This is a genomic window from Hydrogenophaga sp. Root209 (assembly GCF_001428625.1).
Lineage (GTDB): Bacteria > Pseudomonadota > Gammaproteobacteria > Burkholderiales > Burkholderiaceae_C > Hydrogenophaga.
This window is the reverse complement of sequence record NZ_LMIE01000034.1, coordinates 89,307-104,003: the sequence shown is the minus strand read 5'-3', so window position 1 is coordinate 104,003 and position 14,697 is coordinate 89,307. Positions and strand designations below refer to the sequence as shown.

The 14,697-nt window shown below is 64.6% G+C and carries 12 protein-coding genes; 1 reads left to right on the top strand and 11 read right to left on the bottom strand.

The genetic code is table 11. The features are described from left to right. Nucleotides 1-10: 10 nt before the first annotated feature. Nucleotides 11-1,648, bottom strand: a complete 1,638-nt coding sequence (locus tag ASE11_RS24670) for a class I adenylate-forming enzyme family protein (protein WP_056278384.1) — start codon at nucleotides 1,646-1,648, stop codon at nucleotides 11-13. A 63-nt stretch (nucleotides 1,649-1,711) separates the two neighbouring features. Next, complete coding sequence (locus ASE11_RS24665; protein WP_056278382.1) at nucleotides 1,712-2,395, bottom strand: nitroreductase; 684 nt, start codon at nucleotides 2,393-2,395, stop codon at nucleotides 1,712-1,714. Between the two features lie 101 nt (nucleotides 2,396-2,496). Between ASE11_RS24665 and ASE11_RS24660 the strand changes: the two genes are divergently transcribed. Next, a complete protein-coding gene (locus tag ASE11_RS24660; protein WP_056278379.1) occupies nucleotides 2,497-4,464 on the top strand; it encodes an AMP-binding protein in 1,968 nt (655 codons plus the stop codon). 28 nt (nucleotides 4,465-4,492) lie between these two features. Here ASE11_RS24660 and ASE11_RS24655 read toward each other — a convergent pair whose 3' ends face one another. From ASE11_RS24655 to ASE11_RS24615, 9 genes are all read right to left on the bottom strand, one after another. After that, nucleotides 4,493-5,470 carry an acyl-CoA dehydrogenase gene (locus ASE11_RS24655; protein ID WP_056278375.1) on the bottom strand — a complete coding sequence of 326 codons (978 nt, stop codon included), beginning with the start codon at nucleotides 5,468-5,470 and terminating at the stop codon, nucleotides 4,493-4,495. A 15-nt stretch (nucleotides 5,471-5,485) separates the two neighbouring features. Beyond that, nucleotides 5,486-6,643 (bottom strand): acyl-CoA dehydrogenase family protein, encoded by a 1,158-nt coding sequence (locus ASE11_RS24650; protein ID WP_056278372.1) that lies wholly within the window; start codon nucleotides 6,641-6,643, stop codon nucleotides 5,486-5,488. A gap of 60 nt (nucleotides 6,644-6,703) precedes the next feature. Next, nucleotides 6,704-7,873, bottom strand: a complete 1,170-nt coding sequence (locus ASE11_RS24645) for an acyl-CoA dehydrogenase family protein (RefSeq protein WP_056278369.1) — start codon at nucleotides 7,871-7,873, stop codon at nucleotides 6,704-6,706. After that, nucleotides 7,873-9,297, bottom strand: coding sequence for an MmgE/PrpD family protein (locus ASE11_RS24640; RefSeq protein ID WP_056278367.1), 1,425 nt, complete (start codon nucleotides 9,295-9,297; stop codon nucleotides 7,873-7,875). Before ASE11_RS24640 ends, ASE11_RS24645 begins: the two co-directional genes overlap by 1 nt. A 27-nt stretch (nucleotides 9,298-9,324) precedes the next feature. Further along, the gene (gene can / locus ASE11_RS24635; protein ID WP_200959413.1) at nucleotides 9,325-10,005 is read right to left on the bottom strand and encodes a carbonate dehydratase; all 681 of its coding nucleotides are present in this window, start codon (nucleotides 10,003-10,005) and stop codon (nucleotides 9,325-9,327) included. Beyond that, nucleotides 10,005-10,793 carry an enoyl-CoA hydratase/isomerase family protein gene (locus ASE11_RS24630; protein WP_056278362.1) on the bottom strand — a complete coding sequence of 263 codons (789 nt, stop codon included), beginning with the start codon at nucleotides 10,791-10,793 and terminating at the stop codon, nucleotides 10,005-10,007. Before ASE11_RS24630 ends, can begins: the two co-directional genes overlap by 1 nt. A 93-nt stretch (nucleotides 10,794-10,886) precedes the next feature. Continuing rightward, nucleotides 10,887-11,807, bottom strand: a complete 921-nt coding sequence (locus ASE11_RS24625; protein WP_056278357.1) for an MBL fold metallo-hydrolase — start codon at nucleotides 11,805-11,807, stop codon at nucleotides 10,887-10,889. Nucleotides 11,808-11,889: 82 nt separating this feature from the next. Next, complete coding sequence (locus ASE11_RS24620) at nucleotides 11,890-13,893, bottom strand: acetyl/propionyl/methylcrotonyl-CoA carboxylase subunit alpha (RefSeq protein ID WP_056278355.1); 2,004 nt, start codon at nucleotides 13,891-13,893, stop codon at nucleotides 11,890-11,892. A gap of 1 nt (nucleotide 13,894) precedes the next feature. Beyond that, the gene (locus ASE11_RS24615) at nucleotides 13,895-14,695 is read right to left on the bottom strand and encodes an enoyl-CoA hydratase/isomerase family protein (protein ID WP_056278352.1); all 801 of its coding nucleotides are present in this window, start codon (nucleotides 14,693-14,695) and stop codon (nucleotides 13,895-13,897) included. Nucleotides 14,696-14,697: the final 2 nt, after the last annotated feature.

The window sequence follows — 14,697 nt, the reverse complement described above, 5'->3', positions numbered from 1 at the left end:
CGGAGTGGGCTCAGGCAGCCACGGGGCGCAGGTGCTTGCGCAGTTCTGCCTTCAGGATTTTTCCTACCGGGTTGCGCGGGATGGCGTCAAGGTACTCGATGCGCTCAGGCAGCTTGTAAGCCGCCACGCCGATCTGCTTCAGGTGGCCGACGATATCCTCCAGCGCCGGCGGCTGGGCCTTGTCCTTCGGAACGACGAAGATACAGGTCTTCTCGCCCATGATCTCGTCGGGCACCGCCACCGCCGCCACCTCCTGCACGCCGGGATGGGTGAGAACCAGGTTCTCGACCTCGGCTGCGCTAACGTTGAAGCCACCGCGAATGATGATGTCTTTCTTGCGGTCAAAGAAACCGATGTGGTGAACGTCCCGCACGATGAAAAAGTCACCTGTGCGGCAAAAGCCGTCGGGGGTGAACGTGCTTATCGCCAGGTCCGGCCGCTGGTAATAGCCAGCAAACACATTGGGTCCGCGGTAGACCAGCTCGCCCACCTGGCCGGGCTGCGTGCATTCTGCACCGCTCTCATCGAGCAGCTTCATCTCTACACCCTGGATGTCCGAGGGCCATTCGACGCCCGGGCTACCCCACCACGGAAAGTGATCTGCCCGCTTGGCGAAATCGGGCACGTCTCGCGCCCCTGCAAACACCGCGGTGCCTTCGGTCTGTCCCCAGGCGTGCAGGATTTCGATGTTCCAGCGCCGCTTGAACTCCTCCATGCTCCAGCGCGAGGGTTGCGCCGAACCCGAGGCGATGCAGCGCACGCTGGAGAAGTCAAGCTGATCGACGTTGGGCAACTTGAGGATCATGTTCAGCAGGGCAGGCACCAGCAGGGTGAAATGCACCTGGTCATGCATCAACTGCTTGAGAAGCAGCGGCATGTTCAGCGGGTGATGCAAGAGCGTCGTGCCCCCGATGGCCAGCGAAGCCAGCCAGGTCGCCACACCGGTCATGTTGACCACCGGCGCGGTCGCCAGCACCCGGTCCCCTTCGTGCAGCCCGGCCGTCAGCGGGATCAGGTTCATCTGAAAGAGCCAGTTGTTGTGAGACATCGGGCAGCCCTTGGAAAGGGCTTCGGTGCCGGACGACCAGCATAGGCTGAAAATGTCGTTGGCGTCGACACCGATGGCGTCGAGCCTGGCCACGTCGGCCGCACCACGCGCCATCTCGGCAATACGCTCGATCGGCAGCGCGACAAATCCGGTCTTCTCGGCGATGGCGAGTTGATCGGCACCCTTGAAATCGCGCATCCCGAAGAAGAAGCGCGCCTCGGTGAGTTTCTTGACATTCTGGAACTCGTTGTCGCGCCACTGAATCGGCATCGGCGAGAGCACGCCGCCGGCGCGGCTGACCGCAAGAAACATGGCAACCAGTTCCCATACGTTGGGCAGTTGCACGACGACGATTTCATCCTTGCGCAAACCCATGTCCAGCAGCCCGGTCGCGATGGCGTCGACGGCCGCGGCGAACTCCCGATAGCTCAGGTTCTGTGCTGCTGTTCCGGTCAGATCAGGCCGATCAGCCGGGTCGACCACGGCGGGCCGCTCCGGCGCCTTGGCCGCCGTCTCGCGCAGCAAATCGAGCAGGGTGCGCCGGCCCCAGTGGCCGCTTTCGGTGTAACGCTTCAAGGTCTCAGCAGTGTGCAGAATCATCGCTCGGCTCCTTTGGGTGTGCTTGTCGGAATGAATCAAAGGTTCAATCGCTGGCGCGTGAGCTCAGCGAGCCGCGTCGAAACCATGGAAGCTGGAAAACGTCTCCACATCGGTTCGTTCGGTGATGAAGGCGTTCTCCGGGGCCGACAGGTCCTCGTGTCCCAGGGCGATGCCGCAAGCGAGGATTTCGTGGTCGCTGATAGGCAGTTGGGCACGCGCCACTTTGTGGTACCAAGCAAGCGCCGCCTGCGCACAGGTGTGCAGGCCCTGTGCGCGGGCGGCCACCAGAATGTTCTGGATGAACATGCCCAGATCCATGAAGCTGCCGGTGTTCAGGCGGCGATCGAGCGTGACGAGCAGGCCCACCGGCGCGTCGAAGAACAGGTAGTTGCGCAGCATCTGATGCGCGCGCGCCGCCGCATCGTCGCGGGCGATGCCCAGGCTGGCATACAGGCCAAAGCCGCAGCGCCGCCGACGATCCAGGTAGGGCTCGACCCAGGTGGTGGGGTAGTAGGCGTATTCAGGCTGGTGGCGGTCTGGCTCGTGCGTGGCCGCCTCAATGAAGGCATCGCACAGACGCTGCCGGGACTCGCCCGCCACCGCATACACCTTCCACGGCTGCACGTTGTTGCCACTCGGGGCTCGCGCCGCCACGTTCAAAATGTGCTGCACAACCGAGGAAGGAACGGACGTGGGTAGAAACCGCCTGACCGATTTTCGACTGCGAATCGCTTCATCAACATGCACGGACGGACTGCCTTTCTGACTGCGTAGAGCTACGGAGAAGAAACGACGCGGTGAGACCAGCACCGCTGGACTCCCATACGACGTTCGGATAGGATGGCAGCATGAATTCTACCAAACAACCGTTTGAATGGAGGCCCGCTCCTGAACTGATGGCGCGGTCCAACCTGACCGCCTTCTTGCACAAAGTGGGCGAATCGAGCTTCGAGAACCTGAGCGCTCGCGCCGATGCCGATCCGGCCTGGTTGATGCAAGAGGTGTTCGAGTTTTGCGACATGCGCTTCTATCAACCTTACACGCAGATGCTTGACACCTCGCGCGGCATCGAGTGGGCGCGCTGGTGTGTCGGCGGTACCACCAACATCGTGCTGAACTGCCTGGACCGGCACCGCGGAACGCCGGTGTGGGACCAGCCTTTCCTGGTGTGGGAGGGCGAAGACCCGAAAAACCGCAAGTCCTTGAGTTACCGCGAGTTTGATGCCGAGGTTTGCCGCCTGGCCGGAGCGTTGCAGTCGCTGGGCATTGCTCGGGGCGACAGGGTCGGCCTGTACATGCCCAACCTGCCGGAGACCTTTGTCGCGTTCTTTGCGGTCCTGAAGATCGGCGCCGTGTTGATGCCCTTGTTTTCGGGCTTCGGGCCGCAACCCATTGTCGCCCGTTTGAACGACGGACAAGCCAAGGCGGTGCTGACGGTGGATGGCACCTGGAGACGCGGCACCCCCGGCGTCATGAAGTCGGTGCTGGACGAAGCCCTGCGCGAGGTACCCAGCGTGCAGCACGTGGTGGTGCTGCGCCACCTGGGTGAAGCGTCCCCATGCCCGATGACGCCGGAACGCGACCACGACTGGGCCAGCCTGATCGCCGCCCAACCCCGTGACATGCCGACCGCCGAGATGGCCGCCGAGGCACCCGCCGTATTGCTCTACACCTCGGGCACCACCGGCAAGCCCAAGGGCTGCATCTGGACCCACGTGAGTTTCCTGGGCTCGATGGTCACGCGCGACATGCACATCTGCGCCGATTTCAAGCAGAGCGACCGCTTCTTCTTCATGAGCGACATGGGCTGGATGGTGGGTGCCATGTGCGCCTGCATCCCGAGCTATTTCGGCGGCAGCCTGCTGGTGGCCGAAGGCACGCCCGACTACCCCGACACAGGACGCTTCTGGCGTCTGGTGCAGGATCACAAAGTCACCTATCTGGGTGTCGCGCCCACGCTGATCCGCAGCCTGATGCGCTACGGCGACACAGAGGTCGAAAGCTACGACTTGTCTGCATTGCGCATCACCTGCTCCGGTGGCGAGGCATGGACCGAGGCGCCCTGGCGCTGGTTCTTCAAGCACATCTGCAAAGAGCGTCTGCCGTTCCTCAACATTGTCGGCGGCACCGAGGTGGGCGGCTGCAACTTCACCGGCACCCTGCACCACCCCTTGCGACCAGGCTCGTTCGGCGCGCGGGGGCTTGGCGCCGGGGTCGACATCGTGAACGACAACGGTCAGCCGGTCGGCGCGGGCCAGGTCGGCGAGTTGGTGCTGCGCAACCCCAACATCGGCTTCACCAAGAGCCTGTGGCGCGACGACGAGCGCTACCTCGACAGCTACTGGCGCACGCTGCCCGGCGTCTGGGTGCATGGCGACTTTGCGATGCACGATGCGGACGGCTTGTTCTACATCCTCGGCCGCAGCGACGACACGATCAAGGTCTCAGGCAAGCGCACCGGCCCGTCGGAGATTGAAACCCTGCTCACCGGCACCGGCAAGGTGTCAGAGGCGGCGGTGATCGGCGTGCCCGACGAGATCAAGGGCTCGGCCATCGTCTGCGTCTGCGTGCCCATGCCCGGCGTGGCGGCGGACGCGGCGCTGCAAGCTGAACTGTCTCAAGCGGTTGTCCATGGCATGGGCGCCTCCTACCGACCCAGACAGGTGCTGCTGGTCAGCGACCTGCCCAAAACACGCAACATGAAAATCATGCGTCGCGTCGTGCGGGCCGTGTACCGGGGCGACGGTCCGGGCGACCTGTCCTCGCTGGTCAACCCGGAGGCGGTGACCGAGCTGCAGGGCAAGCTGGCAGGGTAGTGGCTGGGCTGGCGAGGCCGCTCGCCCGCTAAACCGACCGTACAAAATCGGCAATAGACGCGTCTGAAGCCAGCACGCTATTGCCGATCAATGCGTTCCAGTGCGCTTCCGAGCCATGGGCAATGCGCCATTCATGCAAACGCCGGGTCAGCAATTGCAGATCGTATTCTTCGGCAATGCCAATGGCACCGTGCAGCGCGTGGGCAATGGAGGCAACCAGCACCGCCGCCTCGCTGGTGCGGGATTTGGCCATGGCAGCGGCGAGCAAGGAGGGCGTGGTCGTGTCGGTACGGAACGCTGCTTCGGCGGCTATCGAGGCAGCAGCCACATGTTCGGCCATGACGCTCAACTGGTGCTGCACCGCCTGGAACTTGCCCAGGGTTTTGCCGAACTGGATGCGGTCATTGCAGAATTGGAGTGTCATTTCGAAGACCCGTGTCATGGCCCCGCTGAGCAGGGCGGCGTGCAAGGCCGCGGCGAATGTCGGCAGCAGTGGGCCAGCGCCGGGCACGTGCGTCGCGATGCGCTCATCGGGCCAGCGCAGGTTGGCGGCAAGGCTCCCATGCACGCCGCTTGCTTCACGCTGCGCCGCTGCGCAAGGCAGCAGCAACAAGGCATCACCATCTTGGGCCAGCACGAAATCGGCCACCCGGCCGTAAGGTGTGAATGAGCACACGATGGCGCCATCGGCCTCGCGCCGCAACGCAGCGCCCAGCGTAATCATGCCGTTGGGCATCGCAAACTGCGACCCCAGCAGCGCTCGCGCCACAATCGTCTGAGCCACCGGCACCGGCACCGTGTAGCGGCCGAAGCTGCACAGTATCGGGAACAGATCGGCCAGCGGGAGGCCGGCACCGCCAGCGTCCTCGGACGCCAGCAGTTCGAGGAAGCCGGCGCCTTGCAGCGCCTGCCACAGCGCAGCGGTCGAGCCGCCCGCCTCAATCGCGCGCACCACGGCGGGCGTGCACTGATCCTCGAGGATATCTTCAATCGCTTGTGCAAACATGGAATGCTCTCGTTTTCAACGCAGGCCCAGACCGCGCGCGATCATGCCGCGCAGGATCTCGCGCGTGCCGCCGCGCAGGGAATAGGTGGGCGCAATCTGGCTTACATAAGCCACGGCGCGGTACAACTCGGCATCGACCAGGGCGTCCGGGTCCATAGCGATGGCGGCTCCGATCACGGCGGGAATGCTCTGCTCGAATTCGGTGCCTATATCCTTTACCAAGGCCGCTTCGACCAACGGGCTTTCCCCGTTGACGAGCTTGGCCGTGACGGCGATCGACATGTTGCGCAGCGTGGCCAGGTGCGTGGCGAAACGCCCGATGGTGGCGGCATGGGCCGAGACCGCCGGTGTACTGCGCAGGCAGGTGATCCAGTGCTCCAGCAGCACGATGCTGGAGTACACCCGCTCCGGGCCGCTGCGCTCGAAGGCCAGTTCGGCATTGACTTGCGCCCAGCCGCTGCCTTCATTGCCGATCAGCGCGTCGTCGGCCAGTAGCACGTTGTCGAAAAACACTTCTGAGAAATGCGCGTCCCCCGTTAGATCCCGGATCGGGCGCACCGTCACGCCGGGCAATGCCAAGTCGACAATGAACTGCGACAGGCCCTTTTGCCGATCCTGCGACTCGCCCGACGAGCGCACCAGCGCGATCATGTAGTGGCAGTGCTGCGCATTGGTGGTCCATATCTTGTGGCCGTTCAAACGCCAGCCACCTTCGCAGCGGCTGGCCCGTGTGCCAACGCTGGCGAGGTCGGAGCCGGCATTGGGCTCGCTCATGCCGATACAAAAGAAGGCCTCGGCGGCACAAATTTTGGGCAGATAGAACTGGCGTTGCGCCTCGGTTCCGAACTTGAGGATCTGGGGCCCGCTCTGGCGGTCGGCGATCCAGTGTGCGGAAACCGGGGCACCGGCGGCCAGCAGTTCTTCCACCAGCACGAAGCGCGAGAAGGCGTCCAGGCTGGCGCCACCGTATTGCGCTGGCAAGGTCACGCCGACCCAGCCCCGTGCGGCCAGCTTCTTGCTGAAAGCGGCATTGAAACCCATCCATGAACGGGCCCGGATGTCGGCGGGCATTGGCTCAAAGCTGGATTGGAGAAAGGCCTTTACCTCGGCGCGAAATGAATTCGTCCCGGCGGGCAGGGCGGCGAACCGGAAAGCGGACAGCAGGTTGTTCAAGAAATTTTCCTCCGAGGGGTTCATTCACCGCCGAGTTGAGGCGCCGCCCCAGGCGATACATCAGATCGGGCTGCGCTCCACCAGCTGGGCGGAAATGATCAAGCGCTGCAATTCGTTGGTGCCTTCGCCAATGCACAGCAGAGGCGCGTCTCGGTAGTAGCGCTCGACGTTCATTTCCTTCGAGTAGCCATAAGCCCCGTGGATGCGCAAGGCCTCCATCGAGTTCTCGACCGCCGCCTCGCTGGCGAACAGCTTGGCCATGCCGGCTTCCATGTCGCAACGCTGGCCAGCGTCATAAGCCCGCGCGGCCTGTTCAACCAGCAGACGCGCCGCCTCCGCCCGAGTGGCCATGTCGGCCAGCTTGAGCTGGATCGCCTGGTGTTCGCAGATCGGCTTGCCGAAGGTGCGACGCAGTTGGGCATAGGCTACCGACTCCTCCAGGCAGGCGCGCGCCACACCCACGCCGCGCGCAGCCACATTGATGCGCCCAAGTTCCAGTCCGCCCATCACGTGCTTGAAACCCTGTCCTTCCACGCCACCGACCAAGTTGGCGGCCGACACGCGAAAGTTGTCGAACACCAGCTCGGCGCTGTCGATGCCTTTGTAGCCGAGCTTTTCGAGCTTGCGAGTGGACGTGAAGCCGGGGCCTTTTTCGCAGATGAACAGGCTCATGCCGCGATGGCGCGGTTGCGCTGCGGGGTCGGTCTTGACCAGCACGGCAAAGGCCTGGCCATGGACGCCGTTGGAGATCCAGGTCTTGGTGCCGTTGATGACGTAGTGGTCGCCGTCACGGCGCGCCACCGTGCGCACCGCCTGCAAGTCGGTGCCGCAGTCGGGCTCGGTCAGCGCCAGCCCGCCGCGCAGTTCGCCGCTGGCAAAGCGCGGCAGGAAACGCTGGCGCTGCGCCTCGGTGCCGTTGCGCTGCACGCAGGCGGCCATGATGAGGTGCGAGTTGATGATGCCCGAAACCGACATCCATACCCGCGCGATGCGCTCCACGACCTTGGCATAGGTGCTGGCCGACAGGCCGAGGCCGCCATATTCCTCGCGGATGATGCAGCCGAACAGGCCCATCTCGCGCATGCCGGCCACAATGTCGGCCGGCCATTCGTCGGCGTGCTCGAGCCGCTGCGCCACCGGCTTGATCTCGCGGTCGACAAAGCGCTCGACGGCGTCGAGCACCAGAGTTTCTTTTTCCGCATCAAAGGCGATGGGCGGGCTGGTAGTCATTAAAGGGATCCGGAGGTGTTGGAATGGGTCAGGGTATGCGCCAGAGTGGCGGCGTCTTCGGCGCGATCGGCCGACAGCAGCGCATCGCGCAGGCGCAGCGCCTGATCGCGCGGCAATGCCAGTAGTGCATTGCCCATGAATTTGGCCTCGATGTCAGCGGCCGTGATCGGCCGGCCCGGTGCGCCGCGGTGCGCTGACTCGCGCCAGCGCAGCTCGCGCCCGTCGTTCGTGCGCACGTGCAGTTCGCCGGAAAAGAAGGTGGGGTAATCGGCATCGGGGTCGGCCGCGTGTTCGATGCGGTCAGCCAGCGCCTGCACCTGCGGGTCGCTCAGGTTGGCGGCATCCAGTTCGGCCAGCCCCAGCTCGCCGCGCAGCAGGGCCAGCGCGACCAGGTGGTGAATGCTGAACTGCGATTCATAGACGTTGGCCGGTCGTCGCTTGGCCGCCACCGGCTCGCACACCACCGGGTGCACCCCTGGCGGCAGCAGCACCTGCACCGATGCCACCTCCTCGGCACGCAGCCCCGTCGCCCGCAGCGCCAGCGCGGCATCGATGCTGGCGTGCGTGAAGTGGCAGGTTGGGTACAGCTTTACCGCCACTTCGAGCAGCTCCCAGCGCTCGCCCAAGCCGCGCGTGCACAACGACAAATCGGCCAACAAGCCGCGCGCGGCCAAGTGACTGGCGTACAGACCAAAGCGCCCTTCATAAGGCTGTGAAGGCCCCCGAAAACCGGCACCGGCCAGCGCCGTGGCGGTCAGCCCGCTGACACCGGCCCAGCCCGGGTGCATGCGCTTGGTCCAGGCGCCGTCGCTCAGAAATTCCATGCTACCGGATGCCATCGACAGCACCACGCCTTGCGCATGCTCCAAGCCCACCTGATCCAGCCCCATCAGCTTGCCGGCCGCCAGCGCGCACCCAAAAGCTCCCACCAGGCCGGTCGGATGAAAGCCAACGTCGTGGAAGCCGCCCCCGGCCGCCGCACCCAGACGGGCAGCAACCTCAATCGCGAGCACATAGGCCGTGATCATCTCGGGCCCCGTGGCATGCCGTTGCGCTGCCAGACCCAGCGCCAACGGAAAGGCGCTGGCACTGGGGTGTGTGATCGCGCCGGGGTGGGTGTCGTCGAAGTCCAGCCCGTGGACCAGGATGCCATTCATCAGCACCGCATCGCGCAGCGGCAGGGGTGCAAAGGCGCCCATGACGGCGCTGTCACCCGCGCCACCCAGGGCGCGCAAGCCGCGGTAAGCGCAGTGCGCGAAGTCGTGCTGAGACGAGGCCAGGGCGATGCCCAGAGCGTCGAGCATCAGCAGCTTGGCCTGTTCCACCACGACTGCGGGCAACATGCCAGGCTTGAGACCGTGTGCAAAGGCGGCCAACTGGGTGGCAATGTTGTCGGTCGCGGGGTCTGTCGTGTCGGTTGGCACAGGGATTTTCCTTCTTTCTTGATGCGATCAAACGGCCGGGCCGGCGTCCAGCATGGCCAATGAAAGGGTGTACTGCTCTTGCAACTCGCTGACCCCATTGACGCTGCCCCCGACTGGCCGCAGCAAGCCGTCGCGCAGGCCGTAAACCAGCCCGTGCACCTCGACTTGCTGCCCGCGCTCCCAGGCGCGGCGCAGGGTGGTGGTGCGACACACGTTGCTGACCTGCTCAATCACGTTCATCTCGCAAAGCCGCGCCGCGCGCTCGTCAACGCCGGAAATGCCGTCGAGCCGATCAATGTGTTTCCGCGCCACGTCCTCCAGATGGCGCAGCCAGTTCTCGGCCAGACCGGTGCGGCGCTGTTCTATCACCGCCTGCACGCCGCCGCAGCCGTAGTGACCCACCACGAGAACATGCTCGACTTTCAACACCTCGACCGCATACTGCAGCACCGTCAGGCAGTTCAGGTCGGAGTGCACTACCAGGTTGCCGACGTTGCGGTGCACGAACACCTCGCCAGGCCGCAGCCCCAGGATTTCGTTGGCCGGTACCCGGCTGTCGGAACAGCCGATCCACAGGTAGCGCGGCATCTGCTGGTGCGCCAGTCGCTCGAAGTACTGCGGATCTTCCGCAGCGCAGCGCGCCGACCAGGCACGGTTGTTCTCCAAAAGAGGGGCCAGGCTGGAGATGGCATCTCCCCGCAGCGACATCAGCACCCCTTCCAAACCGGCTTGCGCTTCTCGGCGAAGGCACGCGGACCCTCCTGCGCGTCCTCGCTGGCGTAGGCGGTGCGATAAATGTTGTGCGCCAGCGCCATGCCGGCCTCACAACCGGCGCTCATCGCCGTCATGATCGATTCCTTGCCCGCCATCACCGACAGCGGAGCGTTGTCGCGGATGCGTTCGGCCAGCGCGGTGGCCCGAGCGCGCACCGCATCAGGCGTGTCTTCCAGGTAATTGATGAAACCCAGCCCATGGAAGGTTTCGATCGGATACAGGTCGCCGGTCAGCACCATCTCCATCAGCAGCGGCTGCGGCAGCATCCACAGGAGGGGAATGGCCCAGGGGCTGCCGCGCCCGGCGATACGGGTTTCTGTGATGCCGACCTGCGTGCCCTTGAGGCCTACGCGCAAATCCGAGTTCAGGCTCAGCATCATGCCGCCGGCAATCAGGTGCCCGGTCATGGCCGCGATGATGGGCTTGGCCACACGGCGCTGGCGACCGTGAAACGGGTCCCTCATCTTGGTCAGGATGTCCACGCCCTCGTCCTTCTTGACACGAGAAGCCTCGCGCAGGTCGAGCCCGGCGCAGAAAGTGCCGCAGTCGGCAGAAGTCAGGATGGCCACGTGCACATTTTTATCGGCATCGACTTCGCACCACAGATCGTGCAGCCGATTGGCAGCGACCGGTGACAGCGCGTTACGCATCTCGGGGCGGTTGATCTTGACGGTGGCGATACCATCGCGCACGTGATACAAAACGGTTTCTGCTTCACTCATGTTTATCTCCAGGTTAAAAGATGGCTTGGCTTTCGCATGCGGCCGCTGGTTTTTGTCAGGGCCCTGGTTCAGTGGCTCACGACGGGGTCCATTTCACGCGTTGTAGACCCTGTTGCCGTCTCTGCGCGCAGCGGTGGAACGCACCAGCTCCTGAGTCAACTGCTCCATCCACTGGTCGATGGGAACCGAAGGAACAAACCTCTGGTGAATGAGCCGCAAGTAGCGTGTGTTGGCGGCCCACTCGACAAAATCAGCAAAAGGCAGTTGCTGCTGCTCCAGCAGTCTGAACTTCAGCAACACCTTGACCGCGTGATGCGCATGCCGCTCAGGGTTCTTGACAAAGGCGTTGAGGCGCTCGCGCGCGTAGGCCAGCACCTCGGCACGGTAGCGGAATACCGGGCCGTGGCCGGGAATGACCCAGCGCGGGTCAAGCCGCTCGATCAGGTCGAATGTGGCGGCCACTTCATCGAACGCGGTTTCACCATCGAGTTCCGGAAACACCACGCCGAAGCCTTTTTCCCACAAGGCATCGGCCGAAATCAGGGTTCGGGACTGCGGCTCAAACAGAATGACTGAATGGGGATCATGGCCCGGTGCCGCATGGATTTGCCACGCGGTATCGGCCAGCTGGATGTCCGTGCCCGGCGACAGAAGGCCATCGAACTTGAACCGGGGGCAGTGTTGCCCGGATGGCACATAGTTCAGGGCGACGGGGTCCCACGGCGAGACAAGTGATGCATGGCCTGGCGGAATGAGGGTTTGAAGTTCTGGGTAATTGCCCTGGAGGGCGGCATTGCCGCCGCAGTGGTCGCTGTGCAGATGGGTATTGAGCAGCAAGTCCAGCGGCCGCTGCTGCAAAGCGGCGCTGACCAGCCCGGCCGTTAGTTCCGCGTGTGTGCTGTAGCCACTGTCAACGAGTGCGCTGGATGCCGATCCAAGGAACAGAATGTTGTTGGAGGACAGCCAACCGCGCTCAAAAACCTGAATACCGTTCGGAAGTTGGATGCTGGTCATGGGCCGTCTCGGACACGTCATTTTTAACGGTGGATAACACCAGGTTTGTAAAGATGGGCGCGCATGCGGGGTTTGCCGCCGCTTATTCCGCAGTGCCCTCGGACTCAACCACGGCCACCACCAGGCCGCGCTCGACCATTTGTCCGTTCTGCACCGACAGCGAGCGCACCACCCCATCGTGGTCGGCATTGATGCGCAGCTCCATCTTCATCGACTCCATCGTTGCCACCACGTCGCCGGAACGTACGCGCTCGCCAACCGCCACATGGATCTTCAGGATCATCCCCATCATCGGCGTGCGCAACTGGCCACTGGTCTGGCGTCCGGTGATGGCCTGGTTGAGGTAAGGGGTCACGCCGATGGCGTGGGCAGTGCCGCTGCTCTGCACAAACACGGTATCGACGCTGCGCACGATGGTCAGCACCTCATGTCGATCCCCCATGCGCAAACGCCAATTGCCCCCGGCGATGGCGGTCAGTGCCAAGCGGACTCGTTCTGTGCCGATTTGCACCGTCACCTCGGACTCGGGCGAGACGGCGCCGAACCGGGCCTCGTGCGTTGTGCCGCCCGAGCGCAGCAACAGCGCCGGAACCGGCGTGAGCCGATCGTCGCCGGCGTGCATCTGCCAACCCGTCACGTCCAGGGCCGACCAGGCCCCGAATTGATTGCCGTTGCACCGCGCGTCGAGCAACCACCAAGCCGCTGCAGCGGCCAGCCGCTCCAGCGGCGCACTGCTCGCGCCCTGACTCCCCTCGGCCAGCACCTCGTCAATCAGACGGGTGTGGAAGCTGGCGTCGCGCGTGGCGGGCAGGGCCAGCAGGCGCTGCAGAAAGGCGCAGTTGGTTTCGACGCCGTGCACCTGGGTTTCGCCCAGCGCCCCACTCAGACGGTCCAGCGCCGCCTCGCGCGTGGGCGCATGCGCAATCAGCTTGGCCAGCATCGAGTCGTAGTACGGCGTGACCGCCATGCCGGCGCGCACACCCGATTCAACCCGCACGACAGAAGTTGGGAACCGAACAGCGATCAGTTCACCGGTGGAGGGCAGGAAATTTTGTGCTGAATCTTCAGCGCAGACCCGCGCCTCAATCGCGTGGCCGCGCACCTGCACTTCGCTCTGGCGCAAGGGCAAGCCCTCGCCGGCGGCAATGCGCAGCATGATCTCGACCACATCCAGCCCGGTCACCTCCTCGGTCACCGGATGCTCGACTTGCAGCCGTGGATTGACTTCGAGAAAGTGGTGATTGTCGCCCTGCACGATGAATTCCACCGTGCCGACACCGCGATAGCGCAGCCGCTGTCCCAAGCGCACCGCGTCACCGAGCATCGCCTCGCGCAGCGCCGGGGCGAGGTTCACCGCTGGAGCCTCTTCGATGACTTTCTGATGGCGCCGCTGCAGCGTGCATTCGCGCTCGAACAAGTGAATCACTTCGCCATGGCCGTCGCCGACGATCTGCACCTCGATGTGGCGCCCGCGCTCGACAAAGGCTTCGACGATCAACGCAGTGTCGCCAAAGGAACTCCCGGCCTCGCGCATGGCCGCCTCGATGGTCTCCATCAACCCGTCCAACTGCTGCACCACCCGCATGCCCTTGCCGCCGCCACCGGCGGCCGCCTTCAGAATCACCGGTAGCGGTAGTCCGCGCACGGTGGCTGCCACTTCGGCCGCATCGCGGCTCGGCAGCTCGCTGCCGCCGAGCACGGCCACGCCAGCGGCGCGGGCCTCGCGCTTGGCCGACGCCTTGTCGCCCAGGCGCTCAATGACCTCGGGCGTCGGGCCGACGAAGACGAGGCCGGCTGCCTCGACCGCGCGCGCGAAGACCGCGTTTTCGGCCAGAAAGCCAAAACCAGGATGAATGGCCTGCGACCCGGTCCGCCGGGCCGCATCAATGACCGCATCGATGCGCAGGTAGCTCTCGGCCGGCGCTGCCCCACCGATTTCGATCGACTCGCCGATCAGGTCAACGTGCAGCGCATCGCGATCAGCACTCGAATGCACACCGGCCACCGCAATACCGAGGCGCCGGCAGGTGCGTGCGATGCGGCAGGCGATTTCGCCGCGGTTGGCGATCAGGATTTTTTTGAACATGTCAGAGTCCGCTCCAGCGCGGTGGGCGCTTTTCATTGAAGGCCTTCACGCCCTCCAGCCTGTCGGCCGAGGACACCAGCACGTTGTAGGCGGCGACGTCGAGCATGTAGCCGCTGTGGAAGTCAATCTCGCCGCCGCGCGATGCGGCGAGTTTGGCGTAGTGGGTGGCCATCGGTGCGGCCAGTACGATGTCGCGCGCGTCGGCGACTGCGGCGGCCAGCGCCGTACCCGGCTCGGCCAGGTCTGTGACCATGCCCCATTCGGTGGCTTCTTCGGCCGAGAAGCGGCGCGCGGTGAACAGCAGCTTCTTGGCGCGCCGCGCGCCGACGGCGCGCACGAGGTTCTGGATACCGCCGCCGCCGGGCATGATGCCGCGCCGCAGCTCGGGCAGCGAAAATACCGCAGCGCGCGAAGCGACGATGTAGTCACACATCAACGCCAGTTCGCAGCCGCCGCCATGCGCGTGGCCTTCGACGGCGGCGATCACCGGTTGCGGGAAATCCTTGACAGCCAGCAACACCTCTTCGGCGAGCTGGTGTTGGCGCCGCCATTGACCGTCGGTCATACCGTCGCGCTGCTTGAGGTCTCCGCCGGCCGAGAATGCACGCTCACCGGCGCCGGTGATGATCAGCACACGCAGGCCGTCGTCGAAGGCCAGTTCGTGCAGGGCGTTGCGCAGGTCGATGAACATCTGCGTGTTCATCGCGTTCATCACCTCGGGGCGGTTGAGCACCAGGGTGCGGATGCCATCAGCGAGCTCGGTGCCAGGCGCGGCTTCAACGCGTAGTGTCGTGTAGTCCATGG

Bases quoted from the DNA above. Each gene is read 5' to 3' on its own strand.
- ASE11_RS24670 (WP_056278384.1), bottom strand. From the start codon at position 1,648: ATGATTCTGCACACTGCTGAGACCTTGAAGCGTTACACCGAAAGCGGC.
- ASE11_RS24660 (WP_056278379.1), top strand. From the start codon at position 2,497: ATGAATTCTACCAAACAACCGTTTGAATGGAGGCCCGCTCCTGAACTG.
- ASE11_RS24655 (WP_056278375.1), bottom strand. From the start codon at position 5,470: ATGTTTGCACAAGCGATTGAAGATATCCTCGAGGATCAGTGCACGCCC.
- ASE11_RS24645 (WP_056278369.1), bottom strand. From the start codon at position 7,873: ATGACTACCAGCCCGCCCATCGCCTTTGATGCGGAAAAAGAAACTCTG.
- can (WP_200959413.1), bottom strand. From the start codon at position 10,005: ATGTCGCTGCGGGGAGATGCCATCTCCAGCCTGGCCCCTCTTTTGGAG.
- ASE11_RS24630 (WP_056278362.1), bottom strand. From the start codon at position 10,793: ATGAGTGAAGCAGAAACCGTTTTGTATCACGTGCGCGATGGTATCGCC.
- ASE11_RS24625 (WP_056278357.1), bottom strand. From the start codon at position 11,807: ATGACCAGCATCCAACTTCCGAACGGTATTCAGGTTTTTGAGCGCGGT.
- ASE11_RS24620 (WP_056278355.1), bottom strand. From the start codon at position 13,893: ATGTTCAAAAAAATCCTGATCGCCAACCGCGGCGAAATCGCCTGCCGC.
- ASE11_RS24615 (WP_056278352.1), bottom strand. From the start codon at position 14,695: ATGGACTACACGACACTACGCGTTGAAGCCGCGCCTGGCACCGAGCTC.